Raw genomic sequence first — 22,489 nt, forward strand, 5'->3', positions numbered from 1 at the left:
TAATTTAGCTGCCTGTTTGCTTTTGGCTATATGCTATCACTTTAAATTTTGCATCAGCCAATATAAATCTGAGTGAATGCCAGCTGCTGTAACTTCCTTTCCAGCACCTGGACCCTGAATAACTAACGCGTTATCGCTGTACCATTGACTGTTAATCACAAATATATTGTCGCCAGGTGTTAAGTTCGCCAAAGCATTGCCTTTTGCTACATAACTGATACCAACTTTCGCGGTTATTTTACCTTGATTTATTTCTAATAACCCCGTGTAACGAAGAACTGAATTCTCTAATTGCGCTTTATGGGCATGCGCTTTTATAAATTCATCTAACTGATCTTTTTGATCAATAAAATCATTCCAACTACCTTGAGCCAGCTCATCGGGCATAAGTGCCGATAACGCTATATCATCAAGGTCTAATTTAATGCCCAGCTCACGCGCTAAAATCAGCAACTTGCGCTGCATATCTCGACCTGATAAATCCTCTCTAGGGTCGGGCTCTGTAAAGCCCATACTTTGTGCTTCGAGTACTAAATCAGAAAATGCTTTTGAACCATCATATTTACTACATAACCACGATAATGTCCCTGAGAAAACACCTTCTATGCGCGTAATTTTGTCGCCACTATTTTGTAAATCAGCGAGTGCAAAGTTAATTGGTAAACCAGCTCCAACACTTGTGTTATAGCGCCAATGCAAGTTTTTTTCTGTAATGCTTTTACATAGTGATTCATACCAAATAGTTGGAGCTGTTCCTGCATATTTATTGGCGCTAATTAAATGGCAATTGCGTTCAACAAGATCAGTATATAACGCACTAAATTTTTCACTGGCGGTTATATCAACAACTACTTTATGCTCATAATCGAGCTCATTGATCGCGCTCAATAAATCATGTTCATTGTAGTTATTTGCTTCATGTTGCCATTGAGTTTTCCATTGTACTGTATTGATACCACTGGCATTAAATAGCATCTGTGTCGATCGCACTAACCCCACAAGTTTGACGCTAAAGTTATCCGATAAACGATCGAGTTGAGTAGATAACTGCTCAATAAATACTTCACCTACATTACCCAGCCCTGCCACTATCAGCGCAACTTCTTGCCCTTTATTAATAAGCTTATCGTGTAATATACTTAAAATATCACTATCAATTAATTGATCTGTCAGTAGTAATACATAGCCATCACCTTGATGTACAAAACGAGGCTGAATACTTTGTAGGTTGAGTAAATCAAGGGCATGTAAAGCTAACGTATTTACGTCCTGCTCAGGAGCTAAAACCGCACAACCATTTAAATTCGATTCACTAATGTTCGCTCTGCCAGCGAAGTAGCTTACTACCTGATACGTTGAAGCTGCTGGTACCACTAAATACGTATCTCCATCTTGACTAAAATGATGAAGGCTGTGCTGAATAAGCTGGCTAACATGAGTCACCTCACCTCCACTCAGACCTTCAATAACTAATAAATCGACATTCTGTAAGGTTGTTATAAAACGCTTTTGTTTTACACAGCCTTCCTTAACTATATCGGTTTGGCTGGCTTGTACATCGTAACTACTGCGCACAGCAAGTTTTATGTCGGTATTTTTAAGTGGAGATAGTGTTTTTGCATGCAAAACCGGATTGCCTAATCTGGCTAGCAAATTCGCTTGCCCGCGACACACTTTTGCGTACTTAATCGCTTTATTTACTTTACGGGGATCGGCGCTAAATATACCTTGCGTATCAGTCCAGATACTTACGTGCTTTGCATTACAGTAACTTGCTAATAAAGTCGCGCTGTAATCGCTGCCATTACGCCCAAGCGTTACGGTATCACCAAGGCTGTTGGACGCAATAAACCCAGTGACGACATTAATTTTATTACTGGCAATTAGCCCACTACATTGTTGAATATTTTGCGCATGTAATAATTGCCCGTCATTTAAGATAAACAGATTTCTGGCATCTTGCAGGCAAGCTTCAACATTAAGCTGCTGTAAATAAGCGGCCAATAAACGCGCCGACCATAATTCCCCATGAGCAAGCAATGCAGATTCTTGTAATTGTCCATTTTTAGCAAGCTCAGCGATTAAATTTAACTCTTCGTTTAATGTATGTAATGCATTGCGCTTAATATCTGCGTGCAGTAATTGTTCAATTAAATCACCTTGATGATTACTCAACTGCAACACAATATCAGCAACAGCTTGCGTGTCTTTTTGTTGATAGCTTTGCCACAAAGTTACTAAGGTATCGGTTGTTTTACCTGATGCCGACACAACCACACAATCACCTAATTGAGTGTGCCCTAAAATAATTTTTGCCACACTTTGATAACGTTCGGCCGACCCTAAGCTCGAACCGCCAAATTTATGTACACAATTAACCATATTGTACCAATCCATTTTAATCACCAAAGTGCCGGATGAGCAGCACTTAATTTAACATTGTTATTAGAAACGCCAGCCCTTTTCCCTGCGTGACTTTCGTTCTTTTTATACCCTGGTTTAACAAGATTAAATACGCGATCAAAGTCTGCAAGTAAATCATGTATATCTTCAATACCAACCGAAATACGGATAAGCGTATCGCCCACCCCCGCTTCTAAGCGTGCTTCTTCTTCCATTCCTGCATGAGTCATTGTCGCAGGGTGGCAAATTAGACTCTCCACTCCCCCTAATGACTCAGCTAAACTAAACTCTTTTAAGCTTGTTAAAAATGCAGCCGCATCGTGTATGTCGCCTTTAATATCAAAGCTAACCATGCCACCAAAACCAAGCTGCTGTACTTTCGCTAATTCATGTTGAGGATGCGACTCAAGACCTGGATAATAAACTTGGCTAACAAACTCAGATTCTTCAAGATACTTAGCAATTGCTAATGCGTTTTCTTGGTGCTGTTTTAAACGGATATTTAAGGTACGCAAACCTCGTAATGTTAAGTAGCTATCAAAAGGTGCCCCTGTAATACCAATATTATTTGCCCACCAAGCAAGTTCATCACCCAGTGCTTGTGTTGCGGTTATGACTGCACCACCAACAACATCCGAATGGCCATTGATATACTTAGTTGTAGAGTGCACGACAATGTCTACTCCAAATTTAATTGGGTTTTGTAATGCTGGTGACAAAAATGTGTTATCTGCTGCAACCAATGCACCGCATTGTTTTGCAATTTCAGTGACCGCTTTAATATCAGTTAAACGTAATACTGGGTTACTGGGTGTTTCTATCCAAATTAATTTTGGTTTAATCTCTAATATTTGATCAAGGCTCTGTTGTTTAGTTAAGTCTAAAACTTTAAGTTTTAATAAGCCGCGCTTTTGTAATGAAGTAAATAAACGATAACTACCACCGTAACAGTCGTGTGGGATCACCAATGTATCGTCGTGATTAAGTAGCTGCGTAGCTAAATGCACAGCAGCCATGCCTGTAGCTGTAATAATGCCACGCGCCCCACCTTCGAGCTCTGCAAGCGTTTCAGCTAAAATATCACGATTAGGATTACCGCTACGGCCGTAATCATATTGGCGCTTAGTATCAAAATCAGCAAACGAATACGTTGTCGACAAATAGAGTGGAGCTACCACTGCACCATGCTGTTTATCAGCCTCTATACCGCTACGCACTGCAATAGTTGCTTTATTTTTTCCACTCATACTTGTCACCTAATTAATTTGGATGTTTAGACGTCTAAAAGAGTAGTTTATTCAATTTAAGAAGTCAAAACATTTAAACCGCTAGATGGCTAAATAACAAGTATTTGACTATCTTTTTTAAATCGATAGAATTTCACGCATATTCACACGCTTTTATCTTGTGTGAGCAATTAATAATCTGAGGCAACGATACATCTTATGGCTAAATGGAATGGTGAGTATATTCACCCATACGCAGAACACGGTAAAAAATCAGAACAAGTTAAAAAGATCACCGTTTCGATCCCACTAAATGTATTAAAAGTATTAACTGATGAACGTACACGTCGTCAAATTAGTAACCTACGCCATGCGACAAACAGTGAACTATTATGCGAAGCTTTTTTACATGCATTTACAGGCCAACCTTTACCTAATGACGACGATTTACGTAAAGATAATGCCGAAAAAGTACCAGAAGAAGTGAAAAAAATAATGCAAGAAATGGGGCTTGAAGTACCTGTTTTAAATGAAGATTAAGCGTTTAAAAAACATAAAAAAACCTCAGTAATTACTGAGGTTTTTTTATAACTAAATTTTACTGCATACTTTACTGCATATAGTTTTCAGGTAGCTCAATACGCGCCACACCCGACTCAACAGCAGCAAGCGCCACTGCTCTTGCTATACGTGGAAGTAAACGTGGGTCCATCGGCTTTGGAATAATATAATGAGCGCCAAATTCTAATTTATCTACACCTGCGGCTTTTAATACTTCAGCCGGTACAGGCTCTTTAGCAATACTGCGAATAGCTTCTACTGCGGCTATTTTCATTTCGTCGTTTATCGCGCTTGCACGAACATCAAGTGCGCCACGAAAAATAAACGGGAAACATAAAACATTGTTAACCTGATTAGGGTAATCAGAGCGCCCTGTTGCCATAATTAAATCGTTACGTGCGCTGTGTGCGAGTGCAGGATCTATTTCAGGATCTGGGTTTGAGCACGCAAACACAACCGGCTTATCAGCCATTAACTTTAAATCTTCAGCACCTAATAAATTAGGTCCCGATACACCAACAAATACATCTGCGTCTGCAATTACATCTTGCAACGTACGTTTATCGGTATTATTGGCAAACAATTGCTTGTACTCATTTAAATCATCACGGCGTGTGTGAATAACTCCTTTGCGATCCAGCATATAGATATGCTCGCGTAGCGCACCACACTTAATTAGTAACTCCATGCACGCGACAGCAGCAGCACCGGCCCCTAAACAAACAATAGTCGCATCTTCAATTGACTTTCCCTGTACCTCAAGCGCATTAAGCATACCTGCTGCGGTAACAATGGCGGTGCCATGTTGATCGTCATGAAAAACTGGAATGCTACAGCGCTCAATTAACGCTTTTTCGATTTCAAAACACTCTGGTGCTTTAATATCTTCGAGATTAATGCCACCAAATGTATCTGCTATATTTGCAACTGTATTTATAAAGTCTTCGGTAGTACGGTGCTTAACTTCAATATCAATCGAATCTAGGCCTGCAAAACGCTTAAATAATAAAGCCTTGCCTTCCATTACGGGTTTAGATGCGAGTGGCCCTAAGTTACCCAGACCTAAAATTGCAGTACCATTAGTAATAACTGCAACCATATTACCTTTACCGGTATATTTATAAGCATTTGCAGGATCAGCAGCAATTTCACGCACAGGTTCAGCAACACCTGGGCTATATGCTAGGGCTAAATCTTGAACCGTTTCGGCAGGCTTGGTTAGCTCAATGCTGATTTTTCCTGGAACGGGATGAGAATGGTAATGTAGTGCTTGTTCACGAAAGTCTGACATAACGCGATTGTATCCTGCAATTTAAGTTAAAGTGAGAGGTGTTGTCTGGGTTACGATACCCTTATTATTTTTAAATTCCAAGCAATATCAGGTCTATCCTGTTATATGCTAGATTCATTAATTTAAGAGGTTTTTCAGTAACTTTGCGAAGATATACCGACATTTCATAAATAGAAATTCATATAAAAAGCATTTTTAGAGGTACTTTTAGCCGCGAGTCGTTTTCTCTAAAAACGACTGTCAAATTTTTAGTATAAATAACTATAAACAGCTTAATACTCTACTTTAAAAACATTTATCTTCACGTTAGCTACATTTAACAACTTAGTTAAAAATTGAACACTTCAAAATATAGAGACTATTGCGTACTTTGTCTGCAAAGGTTTATGCATACTCAGAATAAGAACAGGAAATAGTTATGCAAAGAAGATAACGTCAAAATAGGCAGAAAAAGTAAATAAAAGATGAATTTTAGACATAAAAAAAGCACCCTAAGGTGCTTCCTTTAACTAAATAGCAAAAATTACTTCTTGCTACCAAGTGCACCGAAACGCTTGTTGAAACGATCAACACGTCCGCCAGTGTCTAAAACTTTTTGCTTACCAGTGTAAAACGGGTGACACGCAGAACATACGTCTAAGTGAATGTTTTTACAAAGAGTAGAGCTTGTTTCGAATTCATTTCCGCATGAACATGTTGCTGAAATTACTTCGTACTTAGGGTGAATACCTTCTTTCATAGAAACCTCTAGTTAAGGCCGCATCGCTCTCCAAACCCGTAGTTTGGTACCATACGTCGTTAAAACAAATTTGTTGGTGGCGGATTTTATCCAACAACTACCAAGCACACAAGGTTTAATTATATTTTTTGCTAAAAAAGTAATCAAATAATAAAACGGTTATAATTTGCTAGTAGGTTTTTAACTGTATATTTAGTACATTACACCATTAATTTTATTAGTTGAGTTGTTATGCGTTTTGTTGAAGTTGCTATAAAAGTCCCGTTACCGCGCACCTTTGATTATAAAGTAGATGAACAGCTCTCAGGCTTGGTTTCGGATCTAAAGCCTGGAATGCGTGTTTTAGTCCCTTTTGGCAACCAACGTAAAGTGGCCGTTATATTAGCTTTAAAAACCAGCACTGAAGTTCCTGAAAATAAAATTAAAAGTATTCTTGAAGTCATTGACGATGCCCCTATTTTATCTACGCAACACTTAGCGCTTCTTAGCTTTACTGCTCGTTATTATTGCTACCCTTTGGGCGAAACGATTCATATAGCTCTGCCTAGTGCACTACGCCAAGGTGAATCACCAGACAAAACAAGCATTAACATGGTAATGCTTACCGAAAAAGGCGCTAAAGTACCGTCATTAAAAGCCAAAACTCAACTCAACTTATTGAAGCAGTTATCACAATCAGGTAAGTCGTCTTTAACTGAACTAAAAGCCTTAGGCTTTAGCAAAAAAACCATCGATAGCCTCATTGATAAAGAACTTGTCACACAAACTATCGAACACGATAACCAATGGCAAAGCATTACCCCCAAAGTTGGTAGCAAACCAATTCTTAATAAAGAGCAAGCGGTTGCCTGTACGGCGATTAATCAAAGCAAAGGCTTTAGCAGCTTTTTATTGGAAGGTGTGACTGGCAGCGGTAAAACCGAAGTGTATTTACAGTGCCTTGAAGAGGTATTAAAGCGTGGTGAGCAAGCTCTCGTATTAGTTCCCGAAATAGGTTTAACCCCCCAGACAGTTAATCGCTTTCGTCGCCGCTTTCCTGATACACCCATTATGCTTTGGCATTCAGCCCTGACCGATAACGAAAGACTCCAAACATGGCGATTTTGCGAAAAAGGCAGCTGTGCAATCGTAATAGGCACTCGTTCGAGTATCTTTCTGCCCTTTTTGCAACTCGGTATGATAGTGGTTGATGAAGAACACGACTCTTCATTTAAGCAGCAAGATACCCTTCGCTATCATGCTCGTGATTTAGCCGCATACAGAGCATTTCAGCATAAAATTCCACTTATATTAGGCAGTGCTACGCCCGCACTTGAAACACTTCACAAAGCGATTAATAATAAATATCAGCTATTGAGCCTAACTGAGCGTGCACAAACCGCGACCGACAACCAATTCAAATTACTCGATATGAAAGGCCAGCCCGATCAAGCTGGTATAGCCCATGCAAGCCTTGCCACTATGCGTCAGCATTTAAATCGTGGTAAACAGGTGATGGTATTTTTAAATCGCCGAGGCTTTTCGCCCACGCTTATTTGTCATGAGTGCGGCTGGCTAAGCGAGTGTAAACGCTGCAGCACTAGCGCAACGTTTCACAAAGCTATTGGTCAAATGATTTGCCACCATTGTGGCGATCAATACCCTGTGCCTCATCAATGTCCTGATTGTGGCAGCACACAAATATTCCCTAACGGCAAAGGTACAGAGCAAATAGAAGAGTTTTTATCAACTGAGTTCCCTGATACGCCGATCACGCGCATTGATCGCGATTCAACTCGTCGAAAAGGGAGTCTTGAAAAAGCACTTGATGAAATTAACTTGGGAGGAGCACGTATTTTAGTTGGCACACAAATGCTTGCCAAAGGTCATCACTTTGCAGATGTCAGCTTGGTGCTTATTTTAGATGTAGATAGCGGTTTATACTCCTGTGACTTTAGAGCAACCGAACATTTAGCTCAGCTTGTTACACAAGTAGCAGGACGTGCTGGGCGCTCTGGAGAACCAGGCCAAGTACTATTGCAGACCCACTTTCCTGAGCATCCACTTTTACAAGACTTGGTTAACAATGGATATCAAGACTTTGCTCGCTTTGCACTGAGTGAACGCGATGATGCCGATCTCCCTCCAATTACAAATATGGCTATTGTTCGTGCTCAAGGACATAGCATTAAGCAAGTCGTCGACTTTTTAACTGATTTGGTTCCAGTCAATGGGGTATCTGGTATACAATTGCTCGGCCCGATACCCGCGCCTCTAGAAAGGATCGCAGGTATGTATCGTTTTCAGTTACATATTCAAGCGCAAGATCGCCGCATACTGCATCAATATCTTGCGCAAATGGTTGATTATTTAAGCTCAAGTAAACTCGCACAAAAAGTCCGCTGGAGCTTAGACGTAGACCCTATAGACATGATTTAGGTTAAGGCCAAAATAACGCTATGGCACAGCACGATTACATTAACAAAAAACCAGCAAACAGAAAAAACAATAAGCAAGCACCTGCGAAAAAACCATTTCCGATTTTTTTAGTGAGTATTGCTCTTTTACTTGTGGGCGGTTTCGTCTACGGGTTATGGTTTATTAAAAGTAACGCCGATCCTAAGCTGGTAGAAAAGCAGGCTAACCCAACGGCAGCCGAAAAAAAGGTCGAAGTGGTGATCCCACGTACGCCCGCATTTATTAAAGAAATTAGAAACCACGAAATTCAAGTTGAGGTAAAACAGCTTGAGCAAAAAGGTCCTTACGTTATGCAATGCGGTTCATTTAAAACCCACGCCCAAGCCGAATCACTCAAAGCTAAAATTGCATTTGCAGGACTTATATCTGAAATTAAACAAGAAGGCACATGGCACAAGGTGCGTTTAGGGCCTTATAAAACCAAGCGCCAAGCCGAAAGTGATAAAAACAAGCTTAAGCGTGTAAATATAGTCAGCTGCGGAATTTGGAACTGGACTTGAAAATAAACCATTCACCCATATAACCTCATCATAATCGTTTTTTACGAGTTGTCTCTACAGCTCGATGATGAGGAATAACATGACTACTATCGTAAGTGTACGCCGCGGCGACAAAGTTGTAATCGGCGGTGACGGCCAAGTATCTCTTGGCAACACCGTAATGAAAGGCAACGCCCGTAAAGTTAGACGCCTTTATAATGGCAAAGTAATTGCTGGCTTTGCCGGCGGTACTGCTGATGCCTTTACCCTTTTCGAACGCTTTGAAAGTAAATTAGAAATGCACCAAGGCAACCTCACCAAAGCAGCGGTCGAAATGGCTAAGGACTGGCGCAGCGACCGGGCTCTTCGAAAACTCGAAGCATTGCTAGCTGTAGCAGATGAAACTGCATCTCTTATTATTACCGGTAACGGTGATGTGGTGCAGCCAGAGAATGATCTAATCGCCATCGGCAGTGGCGGTAATTTTGCCCAATCTGCAGCAACAGCCTTATTAGAAAATACCGACTTAAGCGCTCGTGAAATCGTCGAAAAAAGCTTAACTATTGCAGGCAATATCTGCGTATTCACTAATAATTTCCAAACCATCGAAGAATTATAATAGGAACCGCTATGTCTGCAATGACCCCAAGAGAAATTGTTCACGAACTAGATCAACACATTATTGGCCAAGCGAATGCAAAAAAAGCAGTGGCTATTGCACTTCGCAATCGCTGGCGCCGTATGCAACTTAATGAAGATTTACGTGGCGAAGTGACTCCTAAAAACATTCTAATGATTGGCCCAACAGGCGTAGGTAAAACAGAAATTGCACGCCGTTTAGCAAAATTAGCAAATGCGCCATTCATTAAAGTAGAAGCGACAAAATTCACCGAAGTTGGCTATGTTGGTAAAGAAGTTGATACGATCATCCGTGATTTAGTCGACGTGTCGATTAAAATGACTCGTGAGCAGCAAACCAAAAAGTTTAAACATCGCGCAGAAGAAGCGGCCGAAGAGCGTATTTTAGATGCCTTGCTTCCTCCTGTTAAAGATCAATACGGCGAAACACAGCGTGATGATAACTCCTCAACACGTCAAACGTTTCGTAAAAAACTACGTGAAGGCCAATTAGATGATAAAGAAATTGAAATTGATTTAGCTCAAACACAGCCAAACGTAGAGATTATGGCGCCCCCTGGTATGGAAGATATGACCAACCAGCTGCAAAGCATGTTTCAAAACATGGGTGGCGACAAACGCACTAAACGTAAGCTAAAAATCAAAGAAGCCTTCAAACTATTAACGGAAGAAGAAGCCGCTAAATTAGTGAACCCTGAAGAGCTAAAAGAACAAGCTATTTTTGCAGTAGAACAAAATGGTATTGTGTTTATTGATGAAATAGACAAAATTTGTAAGCGTGGTGATTCTTCAGGTCCTGATGTTAGCCGTGAAGGTGTGCAGCGCGATTTACTGCCGCTTATTGAAGGTTCAACAGTAAACACTAAACACGGCATGGTTAAAACTGACCATATGTTATTTATTGCTTCTGGTGCATTTCAAATGGCAAAACCATCTGACATGATCCCTGAGCTACAAGGTCGCCTACCAATTCGTGTAGAGCTTGAAGCGCTTACTGCTGATGATTTCAAACGCATTCTCACAGAACCTCATGCATCGCTTACAGAGCAGCAACGAGAGCTTCTAAAAACTGAACAGGTAACGGTTGAGTTTAGTGATGATGCTATTGATCGTATTGCAAAAGCGGCATGGCAAGTTAACGAAAAAACTGAAAATATCGGTGCTCGCCGTTTGCATACTGTGATGGAAAAGTTAATGGAAGAAATTTCATACGACGCTTCTGAAAAAGCAGATTCGTCACTTACTATTGACGCCGCTTATGTTGAAAAACACCTAGGTGCATTGGTTGAAGATGAAGACTTAAGTCGCTTCATTCTTTAATTGATACCACTTATACTAAAAGCCTCCGTTATGGGGGCTTTTTAATGGGATAAAAATGAAACACGTAACAAAAATACATTACCACAGCATAAGTAAAAACGTAGATATTTACTTTGATGACGATAGCAAATCGGTATTTAGTAGTGAATTTTTACGCGTCCATTCTCCATCTGCTGAAGTACAAGGACATGGTTCAGGTCCGATGAAGTTAGTGTTTAATAAGCAATCTGTGGGTATTAACAGTATTGAACCCGTTGGGCATTATGCGCTTCGTTTAGGCTTTGATGATGGTCATAATAGCGGATTATTCAGCTGGCAATATTTTGCAAAACTACAAGAGCAGCAAAGCGCACTGTGGGATGAATATTTACAACGTATAAACGAGCATAAAAACAATAAAGATAGTGTGCCAATAAAGTTTGTTCCTTAAACCTTATTGGCCATTTAATAGTTTATTGTAAGTTATAAATAGCTTGTTGATTACACCTTAAACTTATCAATAGCAGCAAATAGCACACGAGATTGCTGAGATACCTCTTCACTCGTTTGTGCATTGCTAGATGCATTTTCTGATGCGCTTTGTGCAATATCGCGTATACGCACTACGTTTTTATTTACCTCTGATGCCACTTGGCTTTGCTCATCAATGGCTACGGCAATTTGTGTGCTCATTTCCATTATCGTTTGTACATCTTCCGTTATTGCTCCAAGTAAATCGCCCGCTTTAATTGCCTGCGATGCACTTTCGTCCCCCTGTGAGCGGCACTTATGCATAATACTGACGACTTCTTGTGTACGCTGCTGCAAAGTACTTATTATACCTTCAATCTCACTTGTGGACTCTTGAGTACGTTTTGCTAATGAGCGAACTTCATCTGCTACAACCGCAAAACCGCGTCCATATTCACCAGCTCTTGCAGCTTCAATCGCTGCGTTAAGTGCCAATAAGTTGGTTTGTTCTGCAATGGCACGGATCACATCAAGTACAGATCCAATAGTCTCACCATCTTTTTCTAATTGAGAAACAACGCTTGATGCATCTCCCAGTGAACCAGACAGCTCTCTAATTTGCTTAACCGTTGACTCAACCTCATTACGCCCTTGCTGTGCGCTCAAATTGGTTGATTCAGCTTTTTTAGCCGCAGCCTCAGTATTATGTGAAATATCCTGAATTGTTGCTTGCATCTCAGTGGCTGCCGTTGCCACCATATCAGCTTCATGCAATTGCTCTTGCATACCAGAGCTTGTTGCTGCTGTATTTTCTGACAAATGCTCTGTGGCAATATTAAGTGTATTCAAAGCCCCATTAACATCGTTAACTAGGTGTTTAAAGTCACCGATTAAGCTATTAAAGTCGACTGTCATTGTGGTGATTTCATCTTTGCCAGTCTGCTCTATCAAAATAGTAAGATCATTGCTGCGGCGAATATCATTTATAGTGTGATAAACACGTTCAATAGGAATGATAATTGAGCGACTAGTGAAATAAACCAAAGCTAAAACAATAACACCTGCAATAACAAAAACGAGAATAGCTAAAAACTGTGCTTGCTCTACGCTTTTTTCAACTTGTAGCTTGGTATCTTGAACGATTTGAGTAACAATTTTTTCACTTTCATTTACGCTCTCTTGCATAATACCCAGCGCACCGGAGTTGAGATCTAACCCTAATTCAGTTTGCGCTTGCACAAGTGTTTTAAACTCATTTTGGTAGGTATCAATTAGTGGGGTTATTTGTGCTTTATAGCTACTTAACAAATCAGCCGATGCAATCTGCTGTTTAAAGGTATTTATACTTTCATTAAAGCGGCCTAGATATTTATCATCAAATCTAAGCATAAAATCTTTTTCTGAGCGCCGAAGTTGTAACATAGATGATAAAAGCTTGTAGTTTTCTTGCTCTTTTAATAGTACTTCGACTTCATGCACTGCACTTCTGAGCTTTCCGTATAAGCCATCTTTAGGATTCAAACCGATCTCTTTTTGCAGCGTAGTAACCGTGTTAAAGTCGTTGTTATAGCTATCTATCAATTGTTCGAAACGTTCAAGCTGAGCAGCAGAAATCCCCTGCTGAGTCATTAATTGTTTTAACTTAGTAATTTTACTGCCTAGCTGCTTAAAATTCATTTCAAACTCAGCCAGTGAATCTTCTTGCTTGTAAAATAAGAAGTTTTTTTCATGGTTACGTAATGCTAGTGAATGTACATTAAGCTCTTCCGCCAATTGAATCGTTTTATTTAAATTCAAAGTGGTACGTGATTCAAAAATTATCACACACAACAAAACAATCATTGCTAAACCAACAACAATTGCATTTAATTGCAAGCGACGTTTGATAGTAAGATTCTGCAAAAAATTCATTCTAAGAGCCTATATTTAATATTCTTCTCTAGTATAGCTAAGCATAGATCAAGTGGTTCAATTATCAGAGTAAATTTTTAATTTATTTCTGCTATGACACATTTACACTTCCCCAAAGTCCTTTATGCAGTGATTGCGTACTACACCATTGTTTATTTACCAACCAATTAATTAGCGGTGTGGGATCGCTAGGATAATTGATTCGTTTATTTTGTGGGGCACTATTCCAATCATCTAGTGCTTGTGGATTTAGGTAATTCATTACATGCGCCATCTTCATTGATAGCAATGTTTGCGCATTCGCGCCTTGCTCAAACTGCCCATCAAGTGGTTTTAAAAGTAGTTTTTTACCTAGCTTAAGCGCCTCACTTGCCAGCTCAAACCCTGCATTACCAATAACACCACTCGTATTGGCTAAGTCATTTAAAAAACTAACACGCGATGGAGCACGTAAATGAATATGCCCCATTGACTGATTTGATGCGTGAGGGTGGTAACAATAAAATTCTTTTTCGGGGAAATCTTTTAAGTAATCGATAATGCTATTTAAATTTTCAAAAGGTAAATATACCAATACCTTGTTCATTACTGCAACAGGGTTACCATGCTGATGGTTTGCGATAAAAGGAGGAATAATATTATCTGCAAATGGCTGCCAATGAACACCGAGATAAGTGTTTGCTGGGGCATAATATTTAATTAAAGATTTACGTAAAATACCTCGGCTGAACATCGGCACGCTATCTGATAAAAACGCCGCTTGGTGGCTAATTCCTACAACAGGAACGCCTGCACGTTTTGCAGCCCATGCCGTAATTGGTTCAAAGTCGTTAAGTATAAAATCATACTGTTTTATATCGAGTGACTTGATATCTGAAACCAACTCACAAATTCGCGCATTTTTAACTGTTTGTAAGCTTTTTATTTGACCATTTTTAGTGTTAAAAGATAACCCTCGAAAACTCTTATAATGCCCAAATTCCTGCATATCAAAATAGTCTTTAGTAGCACGCCCTGAAAAAATATAATCAACATCAATTCCATGTTGTTTAAAACAGCTCGCCATAACACGAGCTCGCGTTATGTGACCATTACCAGTGCCTTGAATACCATACAGTATTTTCATACAGGGACCACCAATACTAATGCAAATAAGCCACAAGAACTGCCAATAATTGCACCGAGAATAATATCTGCAGGAAAGTGTACACCTAAGACCACACGAGAAATTGCCACACTAGAAGCCCAGCAAAATAACAACCACACATATTCTGGGAAAAAATGGCTCAATATAATAGCAACAAGAAATGCGGCGGCACTGTGCCCTGACGGTAAACTAAATTTATCACTAGGTACTATATACGCATTCGTAACTAAGCAATCACAAGGTCTCACTCGGGCAAAGCTCTTTTTCGCTAAAAAATAGATGGGTCTTTCTATGGCAAAGCCAACCAAAATTGTAATGGGTAGTAATTGGTGCTGCTCGTTATTGCTAAGCCACCAAACAGCTGCACACATAAGCAAGTACAAACCCCCATCGCCGCTTTTAGACAACCCAAATGCTATTGTTTTAAGCCATCGAGGTGAGTTGCAATTAAACAGAGTTAAAAATAATTGCTCATCCACCTGAGCTACCTTTTTAAGCATATTATTATCATCCATCACTTACTCCACGCTGCATAATATATGAACACTGATTTAGCTTAGGTGTTGTAAATAACAATTGAGTGACGCTTTTAAGACACTATTGTTGCTATTATTGATTTAGCCCTTGTTTTGGCTAAATTTACTGCGATTAAGTCGTTGTTATTGCATATAAGGAGGGTATACTGAGGTATAAATTAATGTATCTTTTGAGGATAAAATAATGGATTACAGCACTTCTGACTTATGTGACCACTTTGCTGATGTGGTTGACGTGCTAGAGCCTATGTTCATCAACTTTGGTGGTCGACACAGCTTTGGTGGCCGCATTAAAACGGTCAAATGTTTTGAAAATAATGAACTGATCCGCGAATTACTTTCTCAAGATGGTACAGGCTTAGTGCTGCTTATCGATGGCGGTGGCTCAACTCGTCGTGCACTTATTGATATTGAACTGGCCGAGTTAGCACTTGAAAATAACTGGAATGGCATTGTTGTTTACGGCGCAGTACGCCACGTAGATGAGCTTGAAGAGCTTGATTTAGGCATTCAAGCCATTGCTTCTATTCCTGTTGCAGCCGACAGTGAAGGTGCAGGCGAAGACGCTATAGGTGTTAACTTTGCTGGCGTATCCTTTTTTGATGACGACTTTATTTATGCCGACAGCACAGGCATCGTTCTGTCTGCTGAAGAACTAGAATTGGAAGTCGTAGAAATATAACGTGACCATTCAATTAAAAGTATATGATGAAAGCGCGGTTACAGCACTTTGCTCTACCCGCGCAAACGAGAAAAAAGCTTGGCAAACAATGGCCTTGCTCGACACCCAAGTAAACGTACAACAAGCACTTGTTGACGCTGCACAATTTGGTATTCGCTATGTTCTTCTTGGTATTTGCGAAGATATTGGCCCCAAAGCAAACTTAGGTAATGGCGGTGCAAATCAAGCATGGTCAGCATTTCTAAAACGCTTTTTAAACCAGCCTCATAATCAATTTATCACAACTCAAAAAGTACTTTTGCTGGGTGAAGTTAATGTTGATGATTTAATGGCGCAAAGTAATCTACTCGATAATCAACAACCTCAACAATTAACTCAGTTACGCGCTTTGTGCCAACAACTTGATGAACGCGTTGAATCTGTTTTGAGTCTTATTTTTAAAGCAGGACTTGAACCCATAATAATTGGTGGCGGACACAACAACTGCTTGGGAATTATTCGAGCGCTGAGCAAGCATAAAAACACACCAATAAATGCGATAAACTTTGATCCCCATGCTGATTTTAGAGAGTGTGAAGGCCGCCATAGTGGCAATGGTTTTCGCTATGCATACAACGAAAAACATTTAAATAATTACCATGTTATTGGCTTGCATGAGTTGAAAAACAACCAAGCAATTATTACAGCAATGAATGAAGCTAACTTTAAGTTTAATAGTTATCAAGCAATACAAGTTAAACGAGAGGTTACACTTACTCAAGCAATTAATAATGCACTAAATTGCTTTGATGAAGCACCGCTTGGTGTAGAAGTTGATTTAGATAGTATTACTGGCATGCCGGTTAGTGCTTATACATGCTGTGGATTTAGTGTCAGCGACACTGAGCATTTTGTACATTTAGCAGCTAAAAAACGTCAATCTACATATCTACATTTATGTGAAGCGGCACCGAGTCAACACCCCACCGGACTAGATAGTGGAATGCAGCATTGTGGGCAAGTAATAACGGCACTCGTCAATAGCTACATACAATCTAAAGAGAGCCTTTAACGCTGAGCTAATAGCCACTGCTTTAGCCAGCTCATTAGACCTACACTACTTAGTGGGTGCCCAAAGTAATAACCTTGTGCGGCATAAGCATTTAAGCTTTTAATAAATCTCAGTTGTTCAAGCGTTTCAATCCCTTCAAAAATAACTTTTGTTTTTTGCTGATTATGCATTTCAACCATACCACCAATCAAACTACGTATTGTATTTTGATTACTAAAATCAGCGGTTAATGATGGCGCAACTTTAATATATTCAACGGCTAAGCTGGGTAATTTAGACAGCAGTACAGGATTATCGCCTAAGCCATCAACACATATTTTTAAACCAATATTATTAAGTCGAGCAATCATTGCTTTGCCTTTACTGTCTAAGTTAGTAAAAATATGCAATGGGCATTCAACAATTAAATCGCCAGTTTCTAATTGATGATCTTTTGTTATGTTATCAACAAACTCAACAAATTCTTCATTTAGCATCTCAGGGCCAAATACGTTAACACTAAGCGGTATCGCCATACCTTCCATGCGTAACGCCATCGCCAGCTCCGCCGCTCGCTCCATTACAAACGTCGCTAATTGAAAAGCAAGACCCGCAATTTTAATGTCATCAATAAATCGATTAGCCGATAAAATACCTTGCTTAGGATGCTGCCAACGCAGCAGTAGTTCTAAAAACTCAATTTTTCCATTTTCATTACAAATTATGGGTTGAAAATATAACTCAAATTCACTCGAAAAATCGATATTGGCTAGCTCCTTTAACCTAGCTTGCTGTTCTAATTGCTCAACCATCATTTGTTTTCGATAAGCAATGACCTGCCTATCTGGGTAACTATCAAGCGCAAGGTAAGCAAAGGATATTAAACTATCAAAGCCATTGTTTTGCCCTGTACAATCCACATAGCTTGCTCTTGCTTTTACTTCAACGGTGCAATTGGCAACATTAAAAGGCTTAAGTGTTGCATCTAGTATTTTTTGTATTAGCTGCTCATGAATATGCTTTTGATTCGCAAGATCACAAATAAATGCAAAGTTGAGCCCGCCCAAATGCGCAAGTTTCTCTTGTGGGGCTAAGTTAACAACCTCATCACTATCTAATAGCGCCTTTATTCTATTGGCCGATTGCGCTAAAAGTAAATCTCCAAAATTACGTCCTAAATGCTGATTTACCTGCTCAAAACCTTCTAAACGGATAATAACAAGTACGGCGTTGAGTGGTTTATTAATACACCACTCATCAACCTTTTTACGCAACTTGCTTATATTACTGAAGGCGGCAAGAGGCGAGTTATCAATAAATGTTTCTTGCTCTGGTGTATTTTCTATTCGTTGATTTTTTATAGCTGCATTATCATTGAAAAAACCTGCTAATGTTAACAATAGGATAGCGAGCACGACCCAAAATAAAGGGATATGTATTAAAAAATAGGCACTTAGCAGTAATACAAACAATAAGCCTGCAGCTGCACTGACCATGATCATAGCCCAATTATTATGCTCAAAAGCTTGCCATAAATAAAAGCAAAACCCAAAGGTAAGTAAAATAACAAGCCAAGGCGTTTCATTGCTCAAAATCGCAAAGCCAATCAGCGCAATACATAAATAACTAAATTTAATACTGTTACTTTTAACAACAAGCAAAGTAGCAATCATCGCCATAAGCAACGCACCGCTAAAAAAAATAGCAAAACGGCTATCAGCTAAAATTCCCAAATCTGTACCGCTCGTATTGATTAAAAAATTCAGTATAAGCATATTTATTGTGAACCAAATTAATTCAAACTAATTAAGTTTACCCAAAACCCATAGATTTAACAGTTTATTTACACCAAATTGATAGCTCAGCTGTGATGGATGACCTATTTCCCAGTGCGCTATATCAGCTCTGGCACCCACCTTTAGCACACCACGATCTTTTAATCCCAATGCCTTAGCCGCATTTTGAGTTACGCCTAATAAGGCCTGTTCCGGCGTTAACCTAAATAGAGTACATGCCATATTCATCATCAACTGCACAGAGCATAATGGCGAAGTTCCGGGATTAAAATCACTGGCTATCGCTATCGGCACCTTATATTGATTGAGTAGTTCAATGGGTGGAAATTTAGTTTCTCTCAAAAAATAAAATGCACCAGGCAATAACACGGCAACAGTACCTGCTTGTGCCATTGCTTTTACCCCCTCTTCATCAAGATGCTCAATATGATCGGCCGAAAGACCATTAAACTGCGCTACTAGCTTAGCACCATGTTGATTAGATAACTGTTCAGCATGACATTTAACTGGAAGATTGTGCTTTTTAGCGGCTTCAAAAACACGCTTGGTTTGTGCATAACTAAATCCTACATTTTCACAAAATACATCGACAGCATCAGCAAGATCACTAGCAACTACTTGCTCAAGCATTTCTGTACAAACTAGATCAATATACTCATCAGCACGGCCTTTGTACTCTGGCGGTAAAGCATGTGCTCCCAAAAACGTAGTTTTAATATCTATAGGATGGTGTTCACCTAACAAGCGGGCGACTTCTAATATTTTTATTTCGTTTTCAGTATCTAACCCATAGCCTGATTTAATTTCGACTGTGGTAACCCCTTCTTTTAACAAAGTATTGAGTCTGTCTTTTGCATCAACAAATAATTGTTCTCGATCAGCCGCTCTAGTCGCTTTTACAGTACTCGCTATGCCACCGCCTTGTGCTGCAATTTGCTCATAGCTAACTCCTTGCAAGCGTTGTTCAAACTCTTGCGATCTTGAACCTGCAAACACTAAATGCGTATGACAATCGATTAATCCAGGCGTTAGCCATTGCCCTTTTATACTTAATGTCGGCGTTGCAAAAACATCAAAACTTGGTAATGTCGACTGCTTTCCAAGCCACACAATCTCACCATTTTTAATGGCTATTGCTGCATTCTCAATGGCACCATAAGCCGCATCGATACTGCTATCCATAGTGGCAATATTGGCGTCGGTTAAAAGTAAGTCGAGATCTTCTAACTCATAATGTTGTGATGTGCTTTGCATCTTATACCCTTTTTTGCCCTATTATGATGAAAATATAGTCTAGCAATTCACCTTGTATATACAAGGTAATTATGCCATCTTGTTTATATAGTTTACTTTCAATGTAACCATTAATTTAATGACGACACCTAAATTTGCGCAAATAAAACAATTTATTGTTGATAAAATTCGCAGCGCCACATGGCAAGAAAATCAACGTGTGCCCTCTGAAAACGAGCTGGCTAGTCAATTTAGCGTGAGCAGAATGACGGCTCGTCGAGCGCTAAGCGAACTAACCGAAGCCGGTATTTTAACGCGCAGCCAAGGGTTAGGTACATTCGTTGCTACATTTAAATCGCAGTCATCATTACTCGAAATCAAAAATATTGCTGATGAAGTAAAAGAGCGCAACGGGAACTACACCTGTAATGTACTCATACTTGAATCTATAAATGCAGTCGCGCCCATAGCTATTGCACTTGGTGTTGAAATTGACAGCGTAGTATATCGCAGTGTACTCGTACACAATGAGAACGATAGCCCTTTGCAGCTAGAAGAACGCTTTGTAAATCCAGCACTTGCTAGTGGCTATCTACAGCAAGATTTTACGGCACTCACTCCTCATGAATATCTATCGAGCGTTGCACCGCTAACTCAAGCAAGGCATACCGTAGAAGCCATTATGCCAAACAGCGAAATGTGCCAATGGCTCAATTTATATAACGAAGAGCCATGCTTACAAGTTATTCGACGCACATGGTCTATTCATGGCATTGTAAGCTTTGCACGCCTTGTATCACCTGGCAGTAAATACCGCTTAGGTGGCCATTTAACATTTAAAAAATAACAAAAAAATTGCGCTTATTGCGCTTTTTTTATAATTAACAACCTTGTATATACAACAGGAGCAAAACATGAACAACCGACTCGACACAAGTCGCGTAATACGTGCACCGCATGGCGATAAAATAAGCGCTAAAAGCTGGCAAACTGAAGCGGCTAAACGCATGCTCATGAATAATTTAGATCCTGAGGTTGCAGAACATCCTCATTCGCTTGTTGTGTATGGTGGTATTGGCCGTGCAGCACGCGATTGGCCAAGTTATGACAAAATTATAGAAACCCTCGATAGGCTCGAAAACGACGAAACCCTACTTGTACAATCGGGCAAACCCGTCGGCGTATTTAAAACCCACAGTAATGCACCGCGCGTACTGATTGCCAACTCAAATCTAGTGCCGCATTGGGCAAATTGGGAACACTTTAACGAGCTCGATAAAAAAGGCTTGATGATGTATGGGCAAATGACTGCCGGATCTTGGATTTACATTGGCTCGCAAGGCATAGTGCAAGGCACTTACGAAACGTTTGTTGCCATGGCAAAACAGCATTTTGACGGTCAAGCTAAAGGAAAATGGGTATTAACAGGTGGTCTTGGCGGCATGGGCGGCGCACAACCGCTTGCAGCCACAATGGCTGGATTTAGCGCACTTGTTGTTGAGTGCGATGAAAGCAGAATCGATTTTCGTATAAAAACAGGTTACGTTGATGTAAAAGCAACGAACCTTGAACATGCACTGCAATTAATAACCGATGCATGTGTTAAAGGTGAGGCCCTCTCGGTGGGCTTACTTGGCAACGCTGCCGATGTATTTAGTACACTCGTTAAAACAGGCATTACCCCTGATGTAGTCACAGATCAAACATCTGCTCACGATCCACTTAATGGATATTTACCACAAGATTGGACAATGGAGTACGCAGCAAAAATGCGTGAGCAAGATCCGAAAGCCGTAGTAAAAGCGGCGAAGCAATCAATGGCAGTGCAAGTTAACGCCATGCTAGCGCTGCAAAAAGCAGGTTCTGCAACAACTGACTATGGTAATAATATTCGCCAAATGGCGTTTGATGAAGGCGTTACCAACGCATTTGATTTTCCAGGCTTTGTTCCTGCTTATATTCGACCTTTATTTTGCCAAGGTATTGGGCCCTTTAGATGGGTAGCCTTATCGGGCGACCCAGAAGATATTTATAAAACCGATGCAAAAGTAAAAGAGCTGATTCCCGATGATGCACATTTACATAATTGGCTAGATATGGCGCGTGAACGTATTCAATTTCAGGGCTTACCTGCACGCATTTGTTGGGTTGGTTTAAAAGACAGAGCACGCCTTGCATTGGCCTTTAACGAAATGGTTAAAAATGGCGAGCTTAAAGCACCGATAGTCATTGGTCGCGATCACCTAGACTCAGGCTCTGTTGCAAGCCCTAATCGTGAAACAGAAAGCATGAAAGATGGCTCTGATGCAGTATCAGATTGGCCATTACTTAATGCATTACTTAATACAGCAAGTGGCGCTACATGGGTATCGCTTCACCATGGTGGTGGCGTTGGTATGGGCTTTAGTCAGCACTCTGGTGTGGTTATTGTTGCCGATGGAACAGACGAAGCCAAAGAGCGTGTTGGCCGTGTGTTATGGAACGACCCTGCAACTGGCGTAATGCGCCATGCAGATGCGGGCTACGACATCGCAAAAACCTGTGCTAAAGAGCAAAACTTAGACTTACCAATGCTAAACGAGGAATGAT

At 40.1% G+C, this 22,489-nt stretch carries 19 protein-coding genes; 10 read left to right on the forward strand and 9 right to left on the reverse strand.

Going from position 1 to position 22,489, the window contains the following annotated elements; translation table 11 throughout:
• Positions 1–36: 36 nt before the first annotated feature.
• Both metL and metB read right to left on the reverse strand, forming a co-directional pair.
• Positions 37–2,382 (reverse strand): bifunctional aspartate kinase/homoserine dehydrogenase II, encoded by a 2,346-nt coding sequence (gene metL / locus H5119_RS07780; RefSeq protein WP_182701846.1) that lies wholly within the window; start codon positions 2,380–2,382, stop codon positions 37–39.
• 20 nt (positions 2,383–2,402) lie between these two features.
• Positions 2,403–3,650 carry a cystathionine gamma-synthase gene (gene metB / locus H5119_RS07785; RefSeq protein WP_182701819.1) on the reverse strand — a complete coding sequence of 416 codons (1,248 nt, stop codon included), beginning with the start codon at positions 3,648–3,650 and terminating at the stop codon, positions 2,403–2,405.
• A 198-nt stretch (positions 3,651–3,848) separates the two neighbouring features.
• Here metB and metJ point away from each other — a divergent pair, with 198 nt between their 5' ends.
• On the forward strand, positions 3,849–4,169 hold the full coding sequence (metJ, locus tag H5119_RS07790; protein ID WP_077536207.1) for a met regulon transcriptional regulator MetJ: 321 nt from the start codon (positions 3,849–3,851) through the stop codon (positions 4,167–4,169).
• 70 nt (positions 4,170–4,239) lie between these two features.
• Here metJ and H5119_RS07795 read toward each other — a convergent pair whose 3' ends face one another.
• Together H5119_RS07795 and rpmE are read right to left on the reverse strand one after the other, a co-directional pair.
• Complete coding sequence (locus H5119_RS07795) at positions 4,240–5,481, reverse strand: malic enzyme-like NAD(P)-binding protein (RefSeq protein ID WP_077536209.1); 1,242 nt, start codon at positions 5,479–5,481, stop codon at positions 4,240–4,242.
• A 523-nt stretch (positions 5,482–6,004) separates the two neighbouring features.
• Positions 6,005–6,220, reverse strand: coding sequence for a 50S ribosomal protein L31 (rpmE, locus tag H5119_RS07800; RefSeq protein WP_007377245.1), 216 nt, complete (start codon positions 6,218–6,220; stop codon positions 6,005–6,007).
• Between the two features lie 231 nt (positions 6,221–6,451).
• On the opposite strand from rpmE, the gene priA reads away from it, so the two are divergent.
• From priA to H5119_RS07825, 5 genes are all read left to right on the forward strand, one after another.
• Positions 6,452–8,638, forward strand: a complete 2,187-nt coding sequence (priA, locus tag H5119_RS07805; protein ID WP_182701820.1) for a primosomal protein N' — start codon at positions 6,452–6,454, stop codon at positions 8,636–8,638.
• 20 nt (positions 8,639–8,658) lie between these two features.
• Positions 8,659–9,177: an SPOR domain-containing protein gene (locus tag H5119_RS07810; protein ID WP_182701821.1), complete on the forward strand. Its 519-nt coding sequence runs from the start codon at positions 8,659–8,661 to the stop codon at positions 9,175–9,177.
• Positions 9,178–9,256: 79 nt separating this feature from the next.
• On the forward strand, positions 9,257–9,775 hold the full coding sequence (gene hslV / locus H5119_RS07815; protein ID WP_002958366.1) for an ATP-dependent protease subunit HslV: 519 nt from the start codon (positions 9,257–9,259) through the stop codon (positions 9,773–9,775).
• 11 nt (positions 9,776–9,786) lie between these two features.
• On the forward strand, positions 9,787–11,115 hold the full coding sequence (gene hslU, locus H5119_RS07820) for an HslU--HslV peptidase ATPase subunit (RefSeq protein ID WP_182701822.1): 1,329 nt from the start codon (positions 9,787–9,789) through the stop codon (positions 11,113–11,115).
• A gap of 55 nt (positions 11,116–11,170) precedes the next feature.
• Complete coding sequence (locus H5119_RS07825; RefSeq protein WP_182701823.1) at positions 11,171–11,545, forward strand: gamma-butyrobetaine hydroxylase-like domain-containing protein; 375 nt, start codon at positions 11,171–11,173, stop codon at positions 11,543–11,545.
• Positions 11,546–11,595: 50 nt separating this feature from the next.
• Here the strand turns inward: H5119_RS07825 and H5119_RS07830 are convergent, their stop codons facing one another.
• The 3 genes from H5119_RS07830 to H5119_RS07840 all read right to left on the reverse strand — a co-directional run bounded on the left by H5119_RS07830 (position 11,596) and on the right by H5119_RS07840 (position 15,138).
• Positions 11,596–13,476 carry a methyl-accepting chemotaxis protein gene (locus H5119_RS07830; RefSeq protein WP_182701824.1) on the reverse strand — a complete coding sequence of 627 codons (1,881 nt, stop codon included), beginning with the start codon at positions 13,474–13,476 and terminating at the stop codon, positions 11,596–11,598.
• 91 nt (positions 13,477–13,567) lie between these two features.
• Complete coding sequence (locus H5119_RS07835) at positions 13,568–14,602, reverse strand: MJ1255/VC2487 family glycosyltransferase (RefSeq protein ID WP_182701825.1); 1,035 nt, start codon at positions 14,600–14,602, stop codon at positions 13,568–13,570.
• Complete coding sequence (locus H5119_RS07840) at positions 14,599–15,138, reverse strand: phosphatase PAP2 family protein (protein WP_182701826.1); 540 nt, start codon at positions 15,136–15,138, stop codon at positions 14,599–14,601. The genes H5119_RS07835 and H5119_RS07840 overlap by 4 nt, the downstream gene beginning before the upstream one ends.
• Positions 15,139–15,343: 205 nt before the next feature.
• Between H5119_RS07840 and rraA the strand changes: the two genes are divergently transcribed.
• Both rraA and H5119_RS07850 read left to right on the forward strand, forming a co-directional pair.
• Positions 15,344–15,841: a ribonuclease E activity regulator RraA gene (gene rraA / locus H5119_RS07845; RefSeq protein ID WP_077536223.1), complete on the forward strand. Its 498-nt coding sequence runs from the start codon at positions 15,344–15,346 to the stop codon at positions 15,839–15,841.
• A 1-nt stretch (position 15,842) separates the two neighbouring features.
• The gene (locus H5119_RS07850; protein WP_182701827.1) at positions 15,843–16,892 is read left to right on the forward strand and encodes a formimidoylglutamase; all 1,050 of its coding nucleotides are present in this window, start codon (positions 15,843–15,845) and stop codon (positions 16,890–16,892) included.
• On the opposite strand, the gene H5119_RS07855 is transcribed toward H5119_RS07850, so the two are convergent.
• A complete protein-coding gene (locus H5119_RS07855) occupies positions 16,889–18,550 on the reverse strand; it encodes a GGDEF domain-containing phosphodiesterase (protein WP_182701847.1) in 1,662 nt (553 codons plus the stop codon). The genes H5119_RS07850 and H5119_RS07855 overlap by 4 nt on opposite strands.
• A 123-nt stretch (positions 18,551–18,673) precedes the next feature.
• Positions 18,674–19,921, reverse strand: a complete 1,248-nt coding sequence (gene hutI / locus H5119_RS07860) for an imidazolonepropionase (RefSeq protein WP_138584615.1) — start codon at positions 19,919–19,921, stop codon at positions 18,674–18,676.
• A gap of 118 nt (positions 19,922–20,039) precedes the next feature.
• Between hutI and hutC the strand changes: the two genes are divergently transcribed.
• Together hutC and hutU are read left to right on the forward strand one after the other, a co-directional pair.
• The gene (gene hutC / locus H5119_RS07865) at positions 20,040–20,747 is read left to right on the forward strand and encodes a histidine utilization repressor (protein ID WP_077536229.1); all 708 of its coding nucleotides are present in this window, start codon (positions 20,040–20,042) and stop codon (positions 20,745–20,747) included.
• A gap of 67 nt (positions 20,748–20,814) precedes the next feature.
• Positions 20,815–22,488, forward strand: coding sequence for a urocanate hydratase (gene hutU, locus H5119_RS07870; protein ID WP_182701828.1), 1,674 nt, complete (start codon positions 20,815–20,817; stop codon positions 22,486–22,488).
• Position 22,489 lies beyond the last annotated feature (1 nt).

This window comes from Pseudoalteromonas sp. SG45-5, assembly GCF_014164085.1.
GTDB classification, from domain to species: domain Bacteria; phylum Pseudomonadota; class Gammaproteobacteria; order Enterobacterales; family Alteromonadaceae; genus Pseudoalteromonas; species Pseudoalteromonas aliena.

Bases quoted from the DNA above. Each gene is read 5' to 3' on its own strand.
- metL (WP_182701846.1), bottom strand. From the start codon at position 2,382: ATGGTTAATTGTGTACATAAATTTGGCGGTTCGAGCTTAGGGTCGGCC.
- metB (WP_182701819.1), bottom strand. From the start codon at position 3,650: ATGAGTGGAAAAAATAAAGCAACTATTGCAGTGCGTAGCGGTATAGAG.
- metJ (WP_077536207.1), top strand. From the start codon at position 3,849: ATGGCTAAATGGAATGGTGAGTATATTCACCCATACGCAGAACACGGT.
- H5119_RS07795 (WP_077536209.1), bottom strand. From the start codon at position 5,481: ATGTCAGACTTTCGTGAACAAGCACTACATTACCATTCTCATCCCGTT.
- rpmE (WP_007377245.1), bottom strand. From the start codon at position 6,220: ATGAAAGAAGGTATTCACCCTAAGTACGAAGTAATTTCAGCAACATGT.
- priA (WP_182701820.1), top strand. From the start codon at position 6,452: ATGCGTTTTGTTGAAGTTGCTATAAAAGTCCCGTTACCGCGCACCTTT.
- H5119_RS07810 (WP_182701821.1), top strand. From the start codon at position 8,659: ATGGCACAGCACGATTACATTAACAAAAAACCAGCAAACAGAAAAAAC.
- hslV (WP_002958366.1), top strand. From the start codon at position 9,257: ATGACTACTATCGTAAGTGTACGCCGCGGCGACAAAGTTGTAATCGGC.
- hslU (WP_182701822.1), top strand. From the start codon at position 9,787: ATGTCTGCAATGACCCCAAGAGAAATTGTTCACGAACTAGATCAACAC.
- H5119_RS07825 (WP_182701823.1), top strand. From the start codon at position 11,171: ATGAAACACGTAACAAAAATACATTACCACAGCATAAGTAAAAACGTA.
- H5119_RS07830 (WP_182701824.1), bottom strand. From the start codon at position 13,476: ATGAATTTTTTGCAGAATCTTACTATCAAACGTCGCTTGCAATTAAAT.
- H5119_RS07835 (WP_182701825.1), bottom strand. From the start codon at position 14,602: ATGAAAATACTGTATGGTATTCAAGGCACTGGTAATGGTCACATAACG.
- H5119_RS07840 (WP_182701826.1), bottom strand. From the start codon at position 15,138: ATGGATGATAATAATATGCTTAAAAAGGTAGCTCAGGTGGATGAGCAA.
- rraA (WP_077536223.1), top strand. From the start codon at position 15,344: ATGGATTACAGCACTTCTGACTTATGTGACCACTTTGCTGATGTGGTT.
- H5119_RS07855 (WP_182701847.1), bottom strand. From the start codon at position 18,550: ATGGCGATGATTGCTACTTTGCTTGTTGTTAAAAGTAACAGTATTAAA.
- hutI (WP_138584615.1), bottom strand. From the start codon at position 19,921: ATGCAAAGCACATCACAACATTATGAGTTAGAAGATCTCGACTTACTT.
- hutC (WP_077536229.1), top strand. From the start codon at position 20,040: ATGACGACACCTAAATTTGCGCAAATAAAACAATTTATTGTTGATAAA.
- hutU (WP_182701828.1), top strand. From the start codon at position 20,815: ATGAACAACCGACTCGACACAAGTCGCGTAATACGTGCACCGCATGGC.